This is a genomic window from Parabacteroides sp. ZJ-118 (genome assembly GCF_011038785.1).
Taxonomy (GTDB): domain Bacteria; phylum Bacteroidota; class Bacteroidia; order Bacteroidales; family Tannerellaceae; genus Parabacteroides.
Map to the genome: position 1 here is coordinate 1 of NZ_JAAKDT010000008.1, position 21,027 is coordinate 21,027.

Consider the following 21,027-nt stretch of genomic DNA (forward strand, 5'->3'; position numbering starts at 1 on the left):
CATACTTATAGGTTGTGTTGCCATGGCTATATCCTTTTTTGCGGAAGAATATAACCGAAAATCACCAAAAGTGTCCCAACATGCTCCGGTTTTTATGCGGCACGGCACTCGAAACGGCATTTGTCCCAACATACTCCGGTTTTTATGGCCTGATACCATAAACGAAAAATGCAAATAACTGATAATCAGCTATGCCTTCCAACGGCGAATTGCCGTTTTAGGCATTCGTTTTCAGCCCTCATGCTGTCCCAGCATGCTCCGGTCTCTCCAACCAACTACCGAAAAAAATAATGTATAGCAAAAGAGTTATCTCCTTTTCATGGTGAACAGAGGAAGATAGAGGAATATGCCTATGACAGACATCACAAGTCCACCTATAGTTCCTGCAGCAAGCGGAAACCAGAATGCCTCCTTGTCGGCACCAAGCATGAATGGTATGAATCCCAATATGGTTGATATTACGGTCAATGATATCGGGGTTATCTTGGCATTCCATGCCTTGATGTAGGCTCGCAGTGGCGAGATTGAGGGCACACGCTCACGTATCTGGTTGAACTCATTCAGTATGTAGATGCTGGCGTTCACCGTGATACCACACAAAAGGACAAACGAGGCGAAACCGCCCTGATCAAAGTTGAGCTTGAATAGATAGAATGTCAAGAAGACACCTATATACGAGATGGGTATCACGAATATGACCGCCAAAGGCTGCCGCAACGAGTTGAACAGGATACTTGTGGTGAAAAAGATTATCACGATAATCAAGAAAAGCAAGGCGTACTGCTTCTTGTCCTTTTCGTCCCACGACCAGTAGTTGTTCTCCGATTTAGCGGTATAGCCCATAGGCAGCAGGCGGTTGATGGCCTTTATCTCCCTCTCCTGTATCTTCGAACCTTGCGAACCGGCACCAATATACTCATATTGCAGGCACAGCTTATACTGCTGGTTTACCTTCACTATCTTTTGTGGCATCTGGCTCTTCTCCACACTCGCAAGCTCAGATAGCTTATAACTCTTTTCTCCAACACGATGAGGCATGTGCCTCATGGCCCATATATCAAACTCCTTTGATTGACGGGATGAGAGCTTCAACCTCTCCTGCTCATTATCAACAATGATATAGCCCGTATTGATATCCTTGCCAAACACAGGGGCGATAGAGGAGAAGAGTTCTAGTGGGGATATTCTCTCTTGCGCCATTCTCCCCTTGTTCATGTTGAAATAGAACTCCTGATAGTCATCCTTCCACCATGAGAACTCCGAATTGATGAGCACCTCCTTGATACGGCGGTATGTGAGCAGCCTTTCCCTCAACCTTTCAGCCCACTCATATAGCTCATCATAGTTATATCCATACATCTCTATCCTGAAAGAGCCGGCATTCTCACGCACATCATTGCTGAAGCCCTGGTCCATCAATCCCCATACACCCCAACTGCCACCGCCAAGCTCCAGGGCCTTGCTGATAACCCTGCTCTTCAAGAGATATGGGAATCCGCTACGCTCGCTCTTGCGGGTGAAGTAGACGTTTATCATCGCCTGCCTGGCGTTGTTGATAGTGGTCTGGAACTGCCTTATCTCACTGAAAGTGCTCAGATAGGCCTCCATCCTACCGATAAGGTGGTTCATCTGCCCCAATGTCGTTCCATTGGGCATGGACGCGCTAATGGTCAGCACGGCCTCCTCATTACGTGTGAAATAGCTTCCCTCATATACCTTCTCGACAAAGAGGCGCAATGTCCCTCCAAGCCCCTTGTCGATAACCGGCTTTACCTTCTCTTTCCACACCTCACTCGAAGCCATCTCATTATATCTTGCGATCCACACCGAGTCGCATGGCGACAGCTCCTTATCATCAGGCTCAATCTTTTCAGGCAGGAGGAAGAGAGGCAATCCAAAAACCAGCGCCAACACCACGCATGCCAAACCCCTATGTCTCATCAGGAAAGGAATCTGCCAACGGTAGTAGTTGGAGAAATAGACGGGAAAGCGATATTTTAACGGTATGATGGTTCGCTCCTCCCCACTCTTCAGCCCCATCTTCTCGATAAGTGCGGGCACAAGGAAGAGCGCTATCAGCAATGAGACGGCAAGGTTGATTATCACCACGGCGGCGAAATCCTGAAGGTTAAGCCTTATCTTCTCATCAAGGAAGAATATTATCACCAGCGCGCCCATTGTGGTGAGCGTTGCCGTCAGTATGGAGAGGAAGGCCTTGCGATCGTTGTGATACCTGATATGGTCGGTCATCACTATGGTGTTGTCAATCACAAGGCTTAGCGATATGGTTACACCAGCCAATGAATACAGCTGCATCTCCAATCCCAGCAGATAGTATAGTATAACGGCAATACAGAGGTTGATTGTCAAGCTGATAACAATGAGGAAAAGATATTTCACACTCCGCGTGATAAGCAGCACGAAGAGCAGCAAAATCAATATTGTCAAGCCTGTGCGGACATAAATCTTATCCAGCTCCTCCCGGATATATTCTGTCGCATCATAGCTGGTATGGATCTCGTAGCCCGGAGGGAGAAGCTCACGAATATGCTCCATCTCCTCCTTCACCCTATCCGCCAGCTGCAGCTGGTTGGCGCTCTCCTCGGCACGGATGAAAAGATATATTGAGTTCAATCCATTAATACGGTAATAACTCTGCGGATCCTCCTCTTGGCGTGTCACCCTCACAAGCTGGTCGAGCCTCACCAGCTTACCGTCCCTGTTGCTGACCGTTATCAATGATGGATCGAAACCCACATTCTCGTTTTCTGGCATGAGCGCAAGCCTGATCCAATCCTCACCAAGCTCACCGCCACTGTTGGCGATACCCAGGAACTCCTTCTTATAAAATGGCTGATAGCCGACTGTATATCAGCTACAGCAATTTCAAGGTCGGCAAGCTGGCGGCTGTCATACTCCAGACGCCACTCCATTGGCGTGGCTCCGGTGACGTCAATGCGGTAAATACCAGGCAGGCTGCTCAACCTGGGCTTTATCTGATCCTCGGCGAAACGCTGGATGAATATTGGCGTGGCGGAGGCGTTAAGGGTATAGCTCAAGAAGGGTCTCGACTCCATATCGTCGGGACGGCTCATCTCCAGCACCGGATAGCTAAGCTCCTCAGGCAGGTCGGGCCATGTCTGCCTCACGATGGTTGAGGCCTCGAAGCGAGCAGCGTCGATATTGGTGTGCTTGTCCAGCTCAAGAGTTATCCTTCCCCAACCATTGCCAGATGTCGATGATATCTCCTTTATGCCCTTGATGCGGGCCAACATCGACTCAAGCCGCGATGTCACCTCCATCTCTATAACCCTGGCGGAATTGCTGGGCATATTATAGCTGATGGTAAGCTTAGGCAACGTACGTGATGGGGATAGCTTGATCGGCAACAGGGCACGAAAGCTATTCCCGCCAACGCGACACATAGGAAAGAGACTATGATCGTGAATGATGATATGTTAGGCTTATAACCCATGCTCGTAATCAAACTCGTTGGCTAGCGAAACGCCGGTCTCGAAATCATGCAAAGTGAGTTTACGTATCTTATAATAGCTCAACCAATAGTTCTGCAACGCCGTGATATAGTTGCGTTGCGCCTCCTGCTGCCTGTTTAGCGAAAGCGTCAGGCTGTTGATGTCGGCCTTGCCAATCATGAAGCGTTGCTTTGTCTCATTGTATGCCATGATGGCGATATCAAGTGCCTCCTCGGCGCTGGAGATAAGATCCTGCCTGACATTGAAGTCGCTCACAGTCATCACCACATCCTCCTCAAGCGACAGCTCGGTCTGTCTCGCCGATATGCGCGCCACATTGAGATTGCTTTTGGCCATATTGTGTTTGCCCCTCCTTACGCCCCAATCAATCAACGGAATAGATAGAGAGGTAGAGACAAGGTCCCGCTGTAGCGGATCCCTATAGACATCCTTGAACTTGGATGACACCTGGTTGAAACCTATACTGGCGTTGATCGAGGCATTGAACAAGGCCTCCTTCCTGGTCTTGTCCACCTGCTGCTCAGCCTCAAGAATATTCTGCCTTATCTCCATGAATTTAGGATTGTTGTCGCGAGCCAAGGCCAGGGCCTCCTCAACATTGATATCAAGACCGTGAGGTCGTGATGGAAGGCGTAGCCTGATCTCCGTGTTCTTGTCGAAATTGAGGAATGAGGCCAAACTGAACATGGCGCGTTCAAGCTCTATATCCGCGTTGCGCAAGGTGTTGCGTGCGTTTATGGCATCCAGCCTCAATGTCAGCAGGTCGGCCTGGCTGATAGCCGCGATCTTATGCCTCTCCTCCCCTGTGCGATAGAGGGTGTCGGTCGTCGCCACATTCTCCTTTGCCATGTCATACTCCACCTGCGCCATCGCCAAGGCGAAGAAATAGTTGGTCGCGTTCTCGCTTACATTCTCAATGTTATACAGGAGCTCCCTCTTCGCCCTCTCATATTTCAATGGCTCTATCTTTCTCTCCCATCGGAAAGGGTTATAGCCGATAAGATTCTGTGTATAGCCGATGCTGATAGGTACAGAGGTATACTGATTATATGTGTTTGTGCCGAAATAGCGCATATAGCCCAGGTTTGAGTTCACATAGAAACTACCGCCCAGCAGGTCGAAGTTCTGCTTGATCTGCAGGTTGCCACCAGCGTAGAATGATTGCTGCTTGCGATACTCATCGATATCCTTATCAGAGTCGTATCTCTTGGTTATGTCCCTGTAATACTCAACCGGGGTAAGGTTGAGTGTCAAGCTTGGCAGACGCTCAGCCTTATAGCTGCGAAACTCCCAGTAACCTGAAAGGAACAGGTTCTTGTTGCGGAAAGCCTCCAACGAGCTATCCGCCGCCAAAGAGATTGTCTTCTCCAACGTGAGGACCAACGGTTGGCTCATGGCCGTGCCTGCCAACAAAGTCCACAACGCGCAAATGGCGGGAACTACCCGCATGTATAATCTTCTACTCATGCCGATTCTCTCCTATAGATATACCAATAGACCAATGGGATTATAAACAGGCTGACCGCCGTACCGACAAGCATCGCCGATATCATGGCGATAGATAGCGGCTTCTGCAACTCGCTTCCCATATCGAACGAGAAGAGCAGCGGAACCATGCCGAATATTGTTGTCAAAGATGTCATTATGATAGGGCGAAGACGCCTGCGCCCTGCCTCATGGATGGCCTCCAACAGAGGGATTCCATCCTTGCGTAGCTCATTTATCGCGTCGAGCTTCAGGATGGAGTCGTTGATGATGATACCACAGGTAACAACGATACCGATGGCGCTCATAAGGTTCAGCGTGTGTCCGAATACCCATAGCACCAACAGTGATGCCGCCACGTCTATAGGTATCTCCAACAGCAAGATCAAGGGCTGGAGGAAGCTCTCGAACTGGGCGGCAAGGATGAAATACATCAGTAGTATTGATATGAGCAGGATGACGACAAGCTCGTTAAGCATCCGCTTGTTCGAGAAGAAGCTTCCGGAGAAGTCAATATCCCAGTTGGCCGAGCTGTCACCCTCCGATACAACCTCCCTTATGTCGCTCATCAACGCCTCAGCGTCATCCACGCCATAGAAGCTGAATGGGATGAACTCGCCATTCTTTCCCGCCGTCAATGTCTTCAGGTCCTCACCCGAAGATACCTTGACAACAGCGTTGAGAGGTACATAATGGCTCTCTTGCCTCTCGTTGGGAGTGGTGCGGACTAGCGTGTTACGCAATACCTGGTCGACACTCTGCCCATTACCGGCCAAGGTGATAGGCAGATACTGCTGATATGAGCGGAGTGTAGCCACCTCATTCTCCTTGAAGGCGGTCTTCAACACACGGTATACCTCATCATACGACACATTATATAATAGCAGTTTTCGCTGGTCTATCGACAGGTTCAGATGGTTCTCGAAAGCGACACCAACAGGAGAGATACCACTCTTATCCGTCATCTCCTTCTCCAGGCGGTGCAGCGTGGAGGCGTCGGGAGACTTCTCCTTATCACGGGCATAAAACTCAGCCACTATATCAGCCTCGCCAGTGACGAACAGCTTCTCGAAGACTGTCTCAGGCGGAGAGAATGAGATCACCGCCTCGGGGTATCGCCGCTTCACCCAGTTAAGTATGCTCTCTTGCAACGGCCCAATCTGGTCGGTCTCCTTGGTCTTGAGGTATAGCTCCGCCTCCGAGACAGACATCTCCCTGTCCCTGTTCAGCAGGAACTGCTGCTGTCCGATATCTGCGGTATGTCGTGCGCCAACCTTATCCGCCTCACCAAACAGCTCAGCCACCCTGGCCCTGTTCTCATCAACATGAATATTCTCGTTCCACTCAATATGCGCTATCAACTCGTTCTGGTCAATCTCCGGCATCCTGCTTTTGGGGATGATATAGAACAGCGCCACACAGAGCGGTAAAGTGAGCGATATGAACAGAAGGCTGGCACCCTTATGGTTGAACACCAGGTCGACTCCCCTGTCATAGAAGCGATCGAGCGTATGCTCCTTCACCAGGTTGTTTATCCTCATGTTCCAGAAGCCATGCTTTATATCAGGTATACTGTACACAAGCTTATAAAGCACCGGCAACAACATGATACCTGTGAAATATGAGACCATCAATCCTACCGTCACGGCAAACGCCTGGTCGAAGAATATAGCACCTGCGATACCACTCATGAATACCAATGGAGCGAACACCGCGATAGTGGTGAAAGTGGAGCTGAGCATGGGGGTTATCACCTCGCTAGTTCCCTTCGCGCAGGCATCCTCCAGCGAACAGCCATTTGCCCTATATTGGGCGATATTCTCGGTAACGACAATTGAGCTGTCTATCATCATACCCAGCGCCAGTATCAAACCTGAGAGAGAGATGATATTCAGCGACATGTCGAACAGGTAGAAAAAGAGGAAGCTGGTGATGATACTGGTTGTCATGCTCAGTCCAATCACGGCAGGGCTCTTTACATCACCAAGGAAGATTATTGCCACTATACATATAAAGAGGAATCCAAGCGACAGGTTCTGCTTGAGGTTCGATATGGTATAATCGAGCAGCTCGGTCTGGTTTCTGGTGATGGTAAGCTCGATATCAGGATAGATTGACTTGAAATGGTCTGTCACCTCTACAAGAGCCTCCTTCATATTCTCCATGTTCTCGTCGGCCTGCTTTATCACGGCCAATGTCACCGCGCGCTTTCCGTTGGCTAGCGACACCCCGGTCTCCCTCTCGGGCACTATACCTATCTTTGCCAACTCCTTCAACTGGAAAACGCGCTCACCCTTGCGGATAAAGATATCCCTCACGTCATCAACCGTTCGCAACAGCGTGGAGAACTTGATATTATACTCATAATAGCCATCCCTCACCACCATGCTGCCAGGTTCAACATTGTTTTCCGACAGTGCCTGCTCTATATCATCCAAGGTGATATTGGCCATCTCCAGCCTGCTCATGTCGGGCACTATCTGCAGCTCCCTGCCAACCACCCCGGTCATGTCCACCATTGCCACCTCCGGCAGCTGCTCTATCCTGCGCTTTATCACATTCTCGGCAAACAGGCAGAGGTCGAGAAACTCCTCATTGCCGCCATGCGTCTGCTCACTGCCCTTCAATGTGAGGTTGAGGCAAAATACCGGGATGTCGGTCGCGCTAGCCTTCACCACCCTTGGACGCTCCACCTCACGAGGCAGATAGTTCATGGCGGCATCTATCTTCTCGTTCACCTCAATGAACGCGAGGTCGGTATTCGTACCAAAGTCGAAACTGAGCTTTATGATTCCCGAGCCATCGCATGTCTCGCTATGTATATCCCTCAGCCCAGCCACCTGCATAAGCTGTAGACGGACAGGCTTCACGATGGTGTTCTCCAGCTCTCTTGCCGAGCTGTTTTGTCCCGACACCTGCACTGTTATCTCGGGGATGGCAATATCTGGCAATAGAGATACCGGGATGGTGAAATAGGTCACCAAACCCATGATGAAGCATGCGGTGAATGCCATCAATACGGCAATAGGACGATGTAGCAGGAAACGGACCATAAGGCAGCTATATTATTTGCTGTTTTCCACTACCTTGACAGGCGCCTCATGCGCAAGGTTGATGTTGCCACTGGTTATCACGACATCATTTTCCTTTAGTCCCTCAACAATGGTATAGCTATCGGCATTCTCAAGGCCTGTCGTCACGTAATTCCAGTAGGCCACATTATCCTTTAGCGTGAACACCACCTGCTTTCCGGAGCGCAACACCACTGCCGTCTTTGGCACAATAAGCTGTTTTCCCAATGAGCGCTGCACGCTTACCCGGACATTCATTCCCTCAAAGAGCTGGCCCTTGCCACTGACAGCGGCCCTCACCTGCACCATTCCATTCTCATCCACCAAAGGGTTGATCTCTGATACGCTCCCATGTGTGGTAAGCCCGGCGTTGGCGAATGGTGTCACCTCAACACGGTCGCCCCGCTTTATCAATGGCAACTCGCTCTCAAGCACGCTGAATGAGGCCTCAAGGCTATTGGGGTCGATTATCGTACAGAAAGGTTCAGTCGTGGAGGCCATATTGGCCTGTTTGTCGAAGAGGTTGGCTATAACGCCATCAAAAGGGGCTGTCATCACCGCTCGCCTCTCCTCATAAAGGGCCATCTCATACCGCGCCGTGGCCAAATCATAACCGCTCTTCACACGAGCCAGGTTGAGAGTGGCCTTAGGCACCTTTGCTGAATCCTCCAACATATACCCTTGGCCGATCAACACATCCTTAAGCTCCAGCTTGGCCTTTTCCAAAGCGTCCTTGGCCTGGGCCACCTTGTTGCTTAAACGGAACAGGTCGAGTTCAGCGATCCGCTCGCCTTTGGCGACACGCTGTCCATTCCTCACATATATCTTGGCTATAGGCTCTGCGGCCTCAAAGCGGAGGTCGGCCATCCTCTGCGCGGAGAGTTTACCGTTACTAATAAGCTCATGTTTGAAATCGGAGTATTTAAGAGTAGCAACAGTGACCTCGTTATCTTCGCTGTGCAACTGAGCCTCTACAGACTCTTCAGCAGGCTCTCTCTCCCGACTCTCTCCTCCACACGACGAGATCAACAGTATAAAGATTAACAAACCGTAGTATTTCATTTTTCGTACAATATATTTACATGTAATACCAGAACCACATCTCCAACGGCATGATGATGGTCATGACAAACCCAGCAGGGACAGGTGATTATAGTGCAGAATCGGTACAGCATTCAGCACTGTAAGATTCTTTGCAAATATATTTATTTTTTCTTTCGTCATCTCAATGCCCCGTTTTTTTATGTTGGGTTTACACGGCTCTTTCATTTAAAAACTGCCTCGTCCTTTCGGAGAGGGTACTATTTTATAGCGGGCAACCCACGGGAATGATGTGGCTTCTTGTGGTGGTGCTACATGGCTTCAAGTTGGATCTAAGGGTATAGAAGTTTCCCGTCACAGGGAGTGTATATTCCTTATTTTTCAAAGGAGCAAGTGCGTCAAAAATTTGGCCGGGTGGCAGATTCCTCGTAACTTTATAGGTAAAACTCAAACAGTTACACAGAAAATGAAGCCACTCGACCAAAAACGTTCGATTGAGGCATATACGCTCAATATCCGTCATCGTCTTGCCGACATCATCATACTGATGTCCTCGGCAGGGTCTGCGGACATGTCGGACGTACCGCAATAATGGAATTCGGTCGTCACAACCTCGGCAGATTCCGTAAACTGGGTATACTCAGGAACGGGATACCCTCGGAAGCGACCCTATGCCGTGTTGCAAACGGCATAGACGATCTGGCTCTTGCCGACAAAATGCGGGAGTTCGCAGAAGTGTTCCACAAAGAACTGCTCAAAGCGGACTGCGACAAAGAGATAATCTGTGTGGACGGCAAGGCTGAACGAGGGACTGTCCAGGAGAACGGGCGCAATCCGGATATAGTGTCGGCGTATTCGTATGACACCGGCATCATATTGGCAACCGAGGCCTGCCTGAAAAAAAACAATGAGATAAAGGCCGTCCCGCTACTTATCGACAAAATCAACATATCCGGAAAGATAGTCACCGCCGACGCCATGTCCATGCAGAAGGATATCATCGACAAAATCAGAAAGAAGGAAAGTGATTTCCTGATAGAGCTAAAGGCGAACCAACGTTCTCTGCGCTACGAAGTTGAGGACAGACTAAAGGAGCACACGCCGCTTTATTCATATACAGAAGGGCCGGAGCTCGGCCATGGCAGAAATGAAAAAAATCAAATTTTGATGAAAGTGTAATTGACTGACATACAGATATGACTAATTACCCGATTCGAAATGAACCGGGTAAGGGATGGTATGCTTATTCTTTTGGCTTAAATGAAAGAGCCGTGGCCGGAGCCACGGATATACCTTAGATGCCCTTGGAGTATATCTTCTCTGGGCATAGGATATATACTGCCTCGGCACAAAGTAAGTATATCTGGATAAAAGGGAACTCCCTCAAAAAAAACACGTATATCCGCAAGTGCCTCGCAAAGCTGGAAATAGAAACAGATGTAAAAATTATTCCCCAAAAAGAAGTACTTTTGTAATCTCTATTTAGTTAGCAAACAGAAGGCATGAAGATTGGTTCAATAGATTTAGGGGAGCGTCCTGTATTCTTGGCACCGATGGAGGACGTGACGGATATCTCGTTTCGTTTGATGTGCAAACGCTTCGGGGCAGACATGGTATATACGGAGTTCGTATCGAGCGACGCATTGATCCGTTGTGTGAACAAAACACAGCAAAAACTAAATGTCTCCGATGATGAACGTCCGGTCGCTATCCAGATTTACGGCAAGGACACAGCCTCGATGGTAGAGGCCGCACGTATTTGCGAGGAAGCTCGTCCGAATATCTTAGATATAAACTTTGGTTGCCCCGTAAAGAAAGTAGCGGGCAAGGGAGCCGGAGCCGGCATGCTACGCGATATCCCGTTGATGCTGGAGATCACGAGAGAAATAGTGAAAGCCGTGAACATCCCCGTCACTGTGAAAACCCGTTTGGGATGGGATGCCGACAACCGCATTATCGTGGATCTAGCCGAGCAACTACAGGACTGTGGTATCGCCGCCCTCTCCATCCACGGACGTACACGGGCGCAAATGTACACAGGCGAGGCGGACTGGACCTTGATTGGTGCCGTTAAAAATAACCCTCGTATGCGAATCCCTATCATCGGAAATGGCGACGTGACTTCCGCCGAGATATGCAAGCAGCGTTTCGAGGACTATGGCGTAGACGCCGTAATGATCGGTAGGGCTAGTATAGGCCGCCCTTGGATTTTCCAAGAGGTAAAACACTATCTTACGACCGGGGAATTATTGCCGCAAAAGCCATTCTCTTGGTATCTGGATATCCTAAAAGAACAAGTGGAGCAAAGCGTGGAACGATTGGACGAACGTAGGGGGATCTTACATATTCGTCGTCATCTGGCAGCTACTCCACTCTTCAAAGGCATTACTGATTTCAAGCAAACACGGATCGCCATGCTACGTGCGGAGAGCGTTAACGAATTATTCGAACTCATGGACAATATCCCTAAAAAGTACGGAATTTCAGAATAATGCGCTTGATATATATCAAATTGAAATCTCTTTGCGACATTTTTACAATAAAATGTTACAAATACTATTGCCACATATTATAAAACCCCTTATATTTGCATCGAGTTTTTTTCATAGTATTTTAGATCTAAGGTTAACAAGTCTTTGCAAGGGGAGAGTCGTGAGATTGTTTCATTGAGGAGCAAAAAAAGCCGCATCCATATTGGGATCAGCGGCTTTTTTATTTTTCCAAAGCCTATGTTCTCGCACACACGTATACATTATTCAAAATAAACCCTTACATTCGCGAGAAACATAATACTATACCGCCATGAGTAAGAAAGTCATAACTTTCGGAGAGATCATGCTTAGGCTAGCTACTCCGGACCATTTACGCTTTTGCCAAGCCAATCAGTTCAACGCTACTTTTGGCGGAGGGGAAGCGAATGTCGCCGCCTCACTCGCTAACTATGGCATCGAGACTGAGTTTGTAACCCGTTTACCACAAAATGACATCGCCCGTACTTGCGTCATGGAATTACGCAAACAGGGCATCGGAACTTCCAAGATCATTTACGGAGGAGAACGGTTAGGCATTTATTTTCTCGAGACCGGAGCGGTTGCCCGAGCCAGCAAGGTGATATATGACCGAGCTCATTCTTCCATCGCCGGGATCCAACCGGGGATGATCGATTGGGATGCGGTATTCAAGGATGCCTCTTGGTTTCACTGGACAGGTATCACACCGGCTATATCCGAAGGTGCCGCCAACGTGTGTTCGGAGGCAATACAGGCGGCAAGCCGATTGGGTATCACAGTATCCTGCGACCTCAACTACCGGAAAAATCTCTGGAAATACGGCAAGACAGCCAATGAAGTCATGCCAAAACTAGTGGCCGGATGCGATATCATCCTAGGAAACGAGGAAGATGCAGAGAAAGTCTTCGGTATCAAGCCCGAAGGTTTCGACGCCACCACCACGGAAGGAGAGGTACATGCCGCCTCTTTCCAATCGGTATGTACCCAATTAATGGCTCGATTCCCCCGTGCACAGAAAGTTATTATCACGTTGAGAGGTTCTATCAATGCCAATCATAACACGTGGGGCGGAGTGCTATACGCAGATAATCGGCTGTACGAATCCCGCCGGTATAATATCACTCATATCGTCGATCGTGTAGGTGGAGGCGATTCTTTTATGGGAGGTCTTATTTACGGCTTACTTTCCTATCCCGGCGACGACCAAAAAGCCTTGGACTTCGCGGTGGCGGCTTCCTGCTTGAAGCACACGATTTATGGAGACTTCAACCAAGTAACCGTAGAGGAGGTAGAAAAACTCATGTCCGGCGATGCTTCCGGCCGTGTCTCCCGCTAATTTTCAATTCCCAACTTTCAATTTTTAATTCCCAACATGGCTCAATTCAATAAAATACAAACATTACAGACTATCATCCAAACCGGAATGGTGCCCGTCTATTATGATAAAGATGTGGAGATCGCCAAACAGGTTGTAAAAGCCTGTTATAAGGGAGGAGTCAGAGCCTTCGAGTTTACTAACCGGGGAGATTTTGCCCACGAGGTATTTGGCGAGCTGGTTAAATACGCCGCCAAAGAATGTCCTGAATTAGTATTGGGCGCAGGTTCCATCGTAGACCCGGGCTCAGCCGCCTTATTCATGCAGCTAGGGGCAAACTTCGTAGTCGGTCCGTTGTTCAACCCGGAGATAGCGAAGATATGTAACCGTCGCCTCATCCCTTACACGCCCGGCTGCGGCTCCGTATCCGAGATCGGCTTTGCCCAAGAAGCAGGTTGCGATCTTTGCAAGATATTCCCCGCCGGAAATGTAGGAGGTCCCTCATTTGTCAAGAACATAAAGGCGCCCATGCCATGGAGCCTAATCATGGCAACCGGTGCCGTGGAGCCTACGGAAGAGAATCTATCCGCTTGGTTCAAGGCCGGTGTGACCTGCGTAGGAATGGGATCTAAGTTGTTCCCCAAAGAAGCGATAGCAGGAAACCATTGGCAATCCATTACCGATTTATGCCATAACGCCTTATCTATTATTCAAAAGTATCGCCAAGTATGAAAAGCTTTTTAGATCAAGATTTCTTGCTCCGGACCGACACGGCCCGCGAGTTATATCACGAGCATGCGGCGAAGATGCCCATTATTGATTACCACTGCCACCTAGATCCCCGGCAAATAGCGGAGAATCATCAATTCGAGGATCTTACGGAGATCTGGCTTGGCGGAGACCATTATAAATGGCGGGCAATGAGAGCCAATGGTATTCCCGAGGAATATATCACCGGAGATAAGCCCCCTTACGAGAAATTCCTTAAATGGGCCGAGACGATGCCTTACACGATGCGAAATCCGCTTTATCATTGGACGCATCTGGAGCTTAGCCGTATATTCGGGATCCATAAAGTCTTGAATCCGGCTTCCGCCGAAGAAATCTATGCGACTTGTACGGATAAGCTACGTACCCCCGAATATCGTGCGCAGGCCATCATGAGACGGATGAACGTAGAGATCGTTTGTACAACCGATGATCCTATAGATTCATTGGAATACCATCAAAAAATACGTTCAAACGGATGCCATACCCGCGTATATCCGGCATGGCGGCCGGACAAGGTACTCGCTATCGATAATTTCAAGGCACTAAATGACTATCTGTCCAAGCTGGAGGCCGCTGCCGATAAAGCCATCCTCACCTACAAGCATTTATTGGAGGCTTTACAAAAACGACATGACTTCTTCGCCTCCCAAGGATGCCGGTTATCGGACCACGGGTTGGATACTTTCTACGCCGAGCCTTATACCGAGCGGGAGATTGAGGAGATCTTCCTCAAGGCTCGCATGGGTAAATCACTCACGGAACAGGAAGTTCGCAAGTACCGTTCGGCATTGCTATACGAATTGGCAGCGATGGATGCCCGGAGTGGATGGGTACAACAATTTCATATCGGCGCAAATCGGAATAATAACAAACGGATGTTTAAGTTATTAGGACCAGACGCGGGTTTCGACGCCATCGATGATCAACCGGTATCTGTCTCCATGAACCGTTTTTTCAGCCGTCTGGACCAAGAAAATCTACTGGCGAAAACGATCGTCTACAATCTCAACCCTCGCGACACCGAGCTAATGGTAGCCAATGCCTACAATTTTAACGACGGCAGTGCCCCCGGAAAGATGCAATATGGGGCGGCTTGGTGGTTCCTCGATCAAATCAAAGGCATGGAAGATCAATTAAACGCACTTTCCAGCCTCGGTCTTCTAAGTCGTTTCGTCGGTATGTTGACGGATTCCCGTAGCTTCCTGTCATATCCCCGTCATGAGTATTTCCGCCGGATCCTTTGCGATATGTTAGGCAATGAGATTGAAATGGGTTTATTGCCCGCCTCCGAACGCTCCTTTATCGGTCAATTGGTAGAAAACATTAGTTATTATAACGCTAAGCGATACTTTGGTTGGTAGTTACAGAAAACATTATTGATTTCTCAGGAATTAGTTTTAACTTTGCCCATAAACTAGTTAGGACTAATTCCATGAATAATAAGGCTTCGCTGGTAGAAAGAATTAGAAAGGGAGACCGTATTGCCTTTAATGAATTATATAGGCAATATTATCTCTCTTTGCGTTCATACGCGGAGTTGTTTCTGGACGAAGAGGAGTCGGAAGATGTGGTGCAAGATGTTTTTCTGAATGTATGGTTACGGAAAGAAAGACTGGATGATTCTCAATCTTTACAAGGCTATCTATTGCGTTCCGTGTATAATTCGTCATTGAATGTACTGAAAAAGAAAGGGCGTTCTAATGACTACCAGTCTATGTATGAATTAGAGATCGAGGAAATCGGATACAAATATTATGACCCAGATGCCAATGACGTGATACGCAAGCTCTATAACCAAGATTTACGAGCGGAGATAAATGCCGCGATCAATAGTCTTCCCGCAAGATGCCGGGAAGTTTTCACCTTAAGTTACCTTCATGATATGCCCAGCAAAGAAATCAGCCTGCAACTAGGCATCTCATTAAGCACGGTCAATAATCATATTTATAGTGCCCTAAAGCTCTTACGTGAGAAGTTGAAGATACATTATAACATAAATAAAAAAGAGAGTTTTTTATAGGTAGTTTGGGTTGAATGATTGTATTTAGTGCAAAGGAGAGAGTTTATATTCGAGATGGACGATTCTATTATATACACCTATTTATCTGGTAAAGCGACAGAAGAAGAAAAGGCGCGATTGAGAGACTGGCTGAATCAGTCTCCCAAAAATCGTACCTATTTTTTTGATCTGAAAGCGATCCGGAATGCCCAACGAGTAACCAATAAGATCAATGCGGAAGGAATAGAAGATTCACTCGCACGTATGAATAAACGAATCGACTCTATTCCACACTCTTCCAAGCGGGCAATCCTAAACATCCGGTTAAGACGCGCCAGTATTGCCGCTCTCTTATTTATTTGTGTCAGCTTATTTTGTCTATATATCACCCATCCGAGAGATGTGGCCAATCCCGGTAATAACCTTGTCACTTATACGAACGAGGCAACCGGCCATTCCGTGAAGATGATCCATCTCTCCGACGGGACGGTCGTATGGCTCGGAAGCCGCACCGTATTAACCGCTCCCTCGGTCTTTACCGGAGGAAAACGTGTGGTATGCCTAAGCGGAGAAGCTTTTTTCGATGTCACGAAAGATCCCTCCCACCCTTTTGTTATTCAAACAAATCTACATGAAGTACAGGTTTTAGGCACTTCATTCGGGATTAATACGGACGAGGAAGCCGGTATTTGCAAGACGATCCTAATGAGCGGTTCCGTACGGATACAAGATCCATCCGGGAATAATCTTGCCGTATTGACCCCGGGACAGCAGGCGCTATATTCACAAAAGACCGGGAACCTAGAAATCGAGGAGGTAGATGTAAATGCGCTTACCTCATGGCGCTTTGGCTTGATATCGCTATCGAATGTCGCGGTCAAGGAGATTTTGAGATGCCTGGAGGAGACCTATCAAGTAAAAATCCAAATGAATACCGCCTCGCTGGAAAATCGCCGTTACAACTTCTCTTTCAAGCATTCAAAAGGAGTCGAGGCCGCATTGAAACAACTCTTTTACATAACCGGAATATCCGCTAGTATTCAGCCTCAGCGGTAAATCGTATCCTCATTTGGATGAGGAATTTGACAGTTTGACAATTTGACAATCTGTAAACGGAAGTCCCGGAGAATCGATTCTTCCGGGCCAAGGGACAAGGCCTCTTCAAATCCACGTTAAAATATATTTAATTAATTCATCCTTAGCTGTATGCAAAAAAACACCCTTTCATTCCAGCGAAAATCATTCATCCCAATGCATATCCATTGACCTCTTGGGGCGATTCCATAGGATTACGACAGGCTTCTGACTGGTTTACGATGCCTATTCACGGCTGTTGACAACCCTATTCATGATGGTTTACGATGCCCAACGCAACTGTACGCGTAGCCTTTCGCCGCTTTTCGTGCCTGAAAATGGGTATATTTTCACCTAAAAGCGCGTTTTGTGGCTCCTCTCGGCTTCCGGTTTGGCCAATCTCAGGAATATCGCTGTCACGATTTGCCTATAAAAAGAATCATAAAGAAAGGAATAGGGCGACTTGGATGTCTTATCGATAAAAGAATTTACTCAAAATATCGCGAGATGAAGGATTCTATAAATCCTAAAAAAAGATCGTTCTTTTATAGGTAGTTTCATTTTGCCAATTGTATTATAGCAAGTGAACGGAGGGAACGACAATTCTTTGCTGAGCACATTAAACCGAGGGTAACATGATTGTAATATTTTATTCATCTTTTGTTAACCTTGGTTCTTGTGAGCGTATGACAAAGATTATCGAATTTTGCGCCCAATAACAATGTGCACAAATCCCAAAGTTCATGAGGAACCGGGTTCGGGATCTAATTTGTGTGTTAATCTTACATAAAACAGCAAAAGTATGAAGAAAAGTTTTTATGATTTTACCTCCGTCAAACGTTTATGCGTAGGGATGTCTTTATGCTGTATGGTCGCGGGAGCTCAAGCCGCTCCGACTTCCAGTGCATTTGACCAACGGTTTGACGTTGAGTTCTCACTCAACAACGCCACACTCAAAGCAGTGGTTAATTCCCTGAGAAAACAGACGGATATCGTATTCTCATACGATACATCTTTGGAATCTTTACGAGTAAACAACGTGTCGGTCAAAGCAGAGAATGAAAAGATCGAAGCTATTCTAGACCAAGCGTTCCGTGGTACCGGGATCAAGTACAAGATTGAAGACCGGATCGTGATGCTCTACTCCGGTAAAGAGCCATTGGCCAAGGCGAACGCTACACAACAAAGTACAAAAAAGATTTCCGGTATCGTTAAGGATCCGATGGGCGTTCCTGTCATCGGAGCGAACGTGATAGTAAAAGGAACTACAAACGGCGTAATCACCGGGTTGGACGGTGATTTCCAATTAGAGGTCCCGGAAAACGCCACCTTAGAGATCAGCTATATCGGTTACGTGACACAAAGCATCTCGGTGAGTGGAAAGAATACCTTCAACATCATACTGAATGAAGATACTCAGAAACTGGATGAAGTAGTGGTATTAGGCTACGGTGCCGGACAACGTAAACAAGACTTATCCGCCTCTGTAGGTGTGTTAAATAATACAGAGGATTTGGTGGCCCGTCCGGTTACCTCTACCGAAAGTATGTTGCAAGGACAGTTAGCGGGTGTTACCGTACAAGCGAACGGTGGAGACCCGACGGCTACACCCTCGATCGTGATTCGCGGACAGGGTTCACAGAATGGCGATAACGTATTGTGGGTTGTCGACGGTGTTCCCGGCGCACCCATCGCCTCCATGAATGATATCGAAACGATTGTCGTCTTGAAGGATGCCGCCTCTGCCGCTATCTATGGAGCGCAATCCGGAGCCGGTGGTGTTATCTTGGTAACCACCAAGAAGGCGAAAGAGGGCAAGACCTCGTTGAGCTATGACGCGACTTTCGGTATTCGTAAAGCCAGCAACGTAGTCGAGCCGTTAAACGCGGAAGAGGAGCTCGAGATGCGAAAACTGTCTTACGCAAACGCAAGTCTTACATTGCCGACCGGTTGGGACTTGACCAAAAACCCATGGGTAGGTACCACACGTACCGACTGGATGGATGAGATATTCCGTACCGCTTTCTATCAACGCCACAACGTTGCCTTGAATGTTGGTTCCGAGAATGCCTCCAACCGTATTTCGTTCGCATACGATGACGATGAAGGTGTATTGATCAATACTTTCAACAAGAACCTTTCACTTCGTTACAACGGTAAATTCAAATTGAATAAATGGGTGACCATCACCGAAGACGTGGTTTGGAAGAACAACGAAAGCCGTTCAAAGGATACCGACAGCGGTTATACGGGAGTTGTCTCAGCGGCCATGTATATGCCTGCCAGCGCTACGGTTTACAATCCGCTGGATGGTACCTACGGGGGAACAACGACCGAAGACCCGGACTATATCGCTCAATATGGCTCCAACTTCGCTGATATCCACGGAGACGCTGTCAATCCGGTTCGCTTGCTGGAAGCGGAGAACCGCTATAACCGAACCAGCGACATCTGGAGTACGACCAGTCTGGAACTAGCCAATATCGTTACCGGTTTGAAGTTCACGAGCCGTTTTACTTACAACCTGAAGAATAATCTATATAAGAACTTCGACCCGATCCGTGACGAGGTGGGAAAACCCTCCTTGACAAATACTCTGGATGAAACGACTTACCGTGCGGACGCATGGAAAACGGAAAACACATTGACTTACGACCATACGTTTAATGACATGCACACCGTGGGTGCCTTACTCTCCACTACGGCCGATCATTACAGCAAGCGAGGGTTAGAAGCCAATGGAAAAGATCTATCTGACGAATCCGCTTACTTACAATATCTATCCTACGCGAGTTCCGTTTCCGCGACCGATTATTTGACCGGCCCTGACGCAAACGTATCCTTGATCGCCCGTCTGGCTTATTCATTCAACGATCGTTACTTCGTCACAGCCTCTTGGCGCCGTGATTACGCAGGCCGTCTACCCAAAGATAATAACTATGGCGACTTTCCTGCCGTAACAGCCGGATGGAAAATCTCCAATGAATCTTTCTTCCCGAAGAGCGAGACACTGAACTTGTTGAAGATCCGTGCTTCTTGGGGACGTGTCGGAAATCTGGGATCTATCGGTTACAATTATAAATCAGCCTTATTAGGTAAGACTTATTGGTCGGAACAAGCGCAGTATGGCGTAGAATCGAACAAGATTTGGGGAAACTTCGTCTATAACTCTACCGCGTTAAATCCCGACTTAACATGGGAAACTTCCGAGCAATGGGACTTAGGTCTAGATGTAAACATGTTCGATAATCGCTTGAGCATGGCATTCGACTATTTCGACAAACGCACGTTCAACTTGATCCAGTCGCAAACGATGAACTGGCCGGGAACGATCGGTATCAATGCCATGTTAGTCAATCAAGGCGAGATCCGTAACCGGGGCTTCGAAGCGCAAGTCAGTTGGAACCAACAAGTAAATAAAGATTGGTCGTACTTCGTTTCCGGGAACTTCTCTTATTTAAAGAACTGGGTTTCTGATATTGGCGTAAAGAACTCAGACGGGACTCCGGGGGTTTGGACAGGTGATGGTAGTTATCGTAACCTTCCTTACATGTATCAGACCGCGGAAGGAGAACCTTTAGGCTCTTACTACCTGATCAAGACTGATGGCATTTTCCAAAGCGACGAGGAGGCCGCCGCTTATGTAGACAAAGACGGGAAACGAATCCAGCCGAACGCTACGGCCGGCGATTTGAAGTTTGTCGATGCCAATGGTGATGGAGTAATCAATGATGAAGACCGTCAGTACTGCGGTAGCGCTACACCTGAAACGACATTCTCATTCTCCGGAGGATTCACTTGGAAGAAGCTTTCCGTAAGCGCGATGTTCCAAGGCGTAGGTGGAGCACAAGCTTTATATGTAGGTAAATATATGGCCTTAAGCGATGTAGAAGGGAACTTCAACCGTTCAAGAGAGATCATGAACGCCTGGAGTCCATCGAATACAGGATCGAACATTCCACGCTTATCGAAGAACGACCCGAATAGCAACTTTAGTACGCCGTCAGATTGGTATCTGGAGAATGCTTCTTACTTGCGTTTGAAGAACTTCACCGTATCCTATGATTTGAGTGATGTTATCCGGAAATGCGCTCACTTGCAAGAACGCAACAGCATGATGTCGGTTTACCTTAGCGGTGAGAACCTCTTCACGATCACGGACTATTCAGGAATGGATCCGGAAACCGGTGGTTGGGATGCCTTGAAGTATCCGGTCTCACGCATATTCTCTGTAGGAGTCAAGTTGACATACTAATGGGGTGTTTTA

Annotated in this window: 11 protein-coding genes and 1 pseudogene; 8 read left to right on the forward strand and 4 right to left on the reverse strand. The window is 47.9% G+C overall.

The annotated features are described in order from the left end of the window. Positions 1-306: 306 nt before the first annotated feature. The 4 genes and pseudogenes from G7Y39_RS03920 to G7Y39_RS03935 all read right to left on the reverse strand — a co-directional run bounded on the left by G7Y39_RS03920 (position 307) and on the right by G7Y39_RS03935 (position 9,112). Positions 307-3,475, reverse strand: a pseudogene (locus tag G7Y39_RS03920) (efflux RND transporter permease subunit). Further along, entirely contained in the window at positions 3,465-4,889 is a 1,425-nt protein-coding gene (locus G7Y39_RS03925; protein ID WP_370520354.1) for a TolC family protein, read from the reverse strand. Before G7Y39_RS03925 ends, G7Y39_RS03920 begins: the two are co-directional and overlap by 11 nt. Positions 4,890-4,957: 68 nt before the next feature. Continuing rightward, positions 4,958-8,032, reverse strand: coding sequence for an efflux RND transporter permease subunit (locus G7Y39_RS03930; RefSeq protein WP_165155277.1), 3,075 nt, complete (start codon positions 8,030-8,032; stop codon positions 4,958-4,960). Positions 8,033-8,044: 12 nt separating this feature from the next. Next, entirely contained in the window at positions 8,045-9,112 is a 1,068-nt protein-coding gene (locus G7Y39_RS03935) for an efflux RND transporter periplasmic adaptor subunit (protein WP_165155279.1), read from the reverse strand. A 570-nt stretch (positions 9,113-9,682) separates the two neighbouring features. Between G7Y39_RS03935 and G7Y39_RS03940 the strand changes: the two genes are divergently transcribed. The 8 genes from G7Y39_RS03940 (at position 9,683) to G7Y39_RS03975 (ending at position 21,015) form a co-directional block, all read left to right on the forward strand. Beyond that, positions 9,683-10,270 (forward strand): ISAs1 family transposase, encoded by a 588-nt coding sequence (locus tag G7Y39_RS03940; RefSeq protein WP_165155361.1) that lies wholly within the window; start codon positions 9,683-9,685, stop codon positions 10,268-10,270. A gap of 323 nt (positions 10,271-10,593) precedes the next feature. Continuing rightward, positions 10,594-11,583 carry a tRNA dihydrouridine synthase DusB gene (gene dusB / locus G7Y39_RS03945; RefSeq protein ID WP_165155281.1) on the forward strand — a complete coding sequence of 330 codons (990 nt, stop codon included), beginning with the start codon at positions 10,594-10,596 and terminating at the stop codon, positions 11,581-11,583. A gap of 310 nt (positions 11,584-11,893) precedes the next feature. Then, on the forward strand, positions 11,894-12,937 hold the full coding sequence (locus G7Y39_RS03950) for a sugar kinase (RefSeq protein WP_165155283.1): 1,044 nt from the start codon (positions 11,894-11,896) through the stop codon (positions 12,935-12,937). 36 nt (positions 12,938-12,973) lie between these two features. Then, positions 12,974-13,648 (forward strand): bifunctional 4-hydroxy-2-oxoglutarate aldolase/2-dehydro-3-deoxy-phosphogluconate aldolase, encoded by a 675-nt coding sequence (locus G7Y39_RS03955; protein ID WP_165155285.1) that lies wholly within the window; start codon positions 12,974-12,976, stop codon positions 13,646-13,648. Next, entirely contained in the window at positions 13,645-15,048 is a 1,404-nt protein-coding gene (gene uxaC, locus G7Y39_RS03960) for a glucuronate isomerase (protein ID WP_165155287.1), read from the forward strand. Before G7Y39_RS03955 ends, uxaC begins: the two co-directional genes overlap by 4 nt. A gap of 71 nt (positions 15,049-15,119) precedes the next feature. Then, a complete protein-coding gene (locus G7Y39_RS03965) occupies positions 15,120-15,707 on the forward strand; it encodes an RNA polymerase sigma-70 factor (RefSeq protein ID WP_165155289.1) in 588 nt (195 codons plus the stop codon). A 54-nt stretch (positions 15,708-15,761) separates the two neighbouring features. After that, positions 15,762-16,742, forward strand: a complete 981-nt coding sequence (locus G7Y39_RS03970) for a FecR family protein (RefSeq protein WP_165155290.1) — start codon at positions 15,762-15,764, stop codon at positions 16,740-16,742. Between the two features lie 1,153 nt (positions 16,743-17,895). After that, positions 17,896-21,015, forward strand: coding sequence for a TonB-dependent receptor (locus G7Y39_RS03975; protein ID WP_241159959.1), 3,120 nt, complete (start codon positions 17,896-17,898; stop codon positions 21,013-21,015). Positions 21,016-21,027 lie beyond the last annotated feature (12 nt).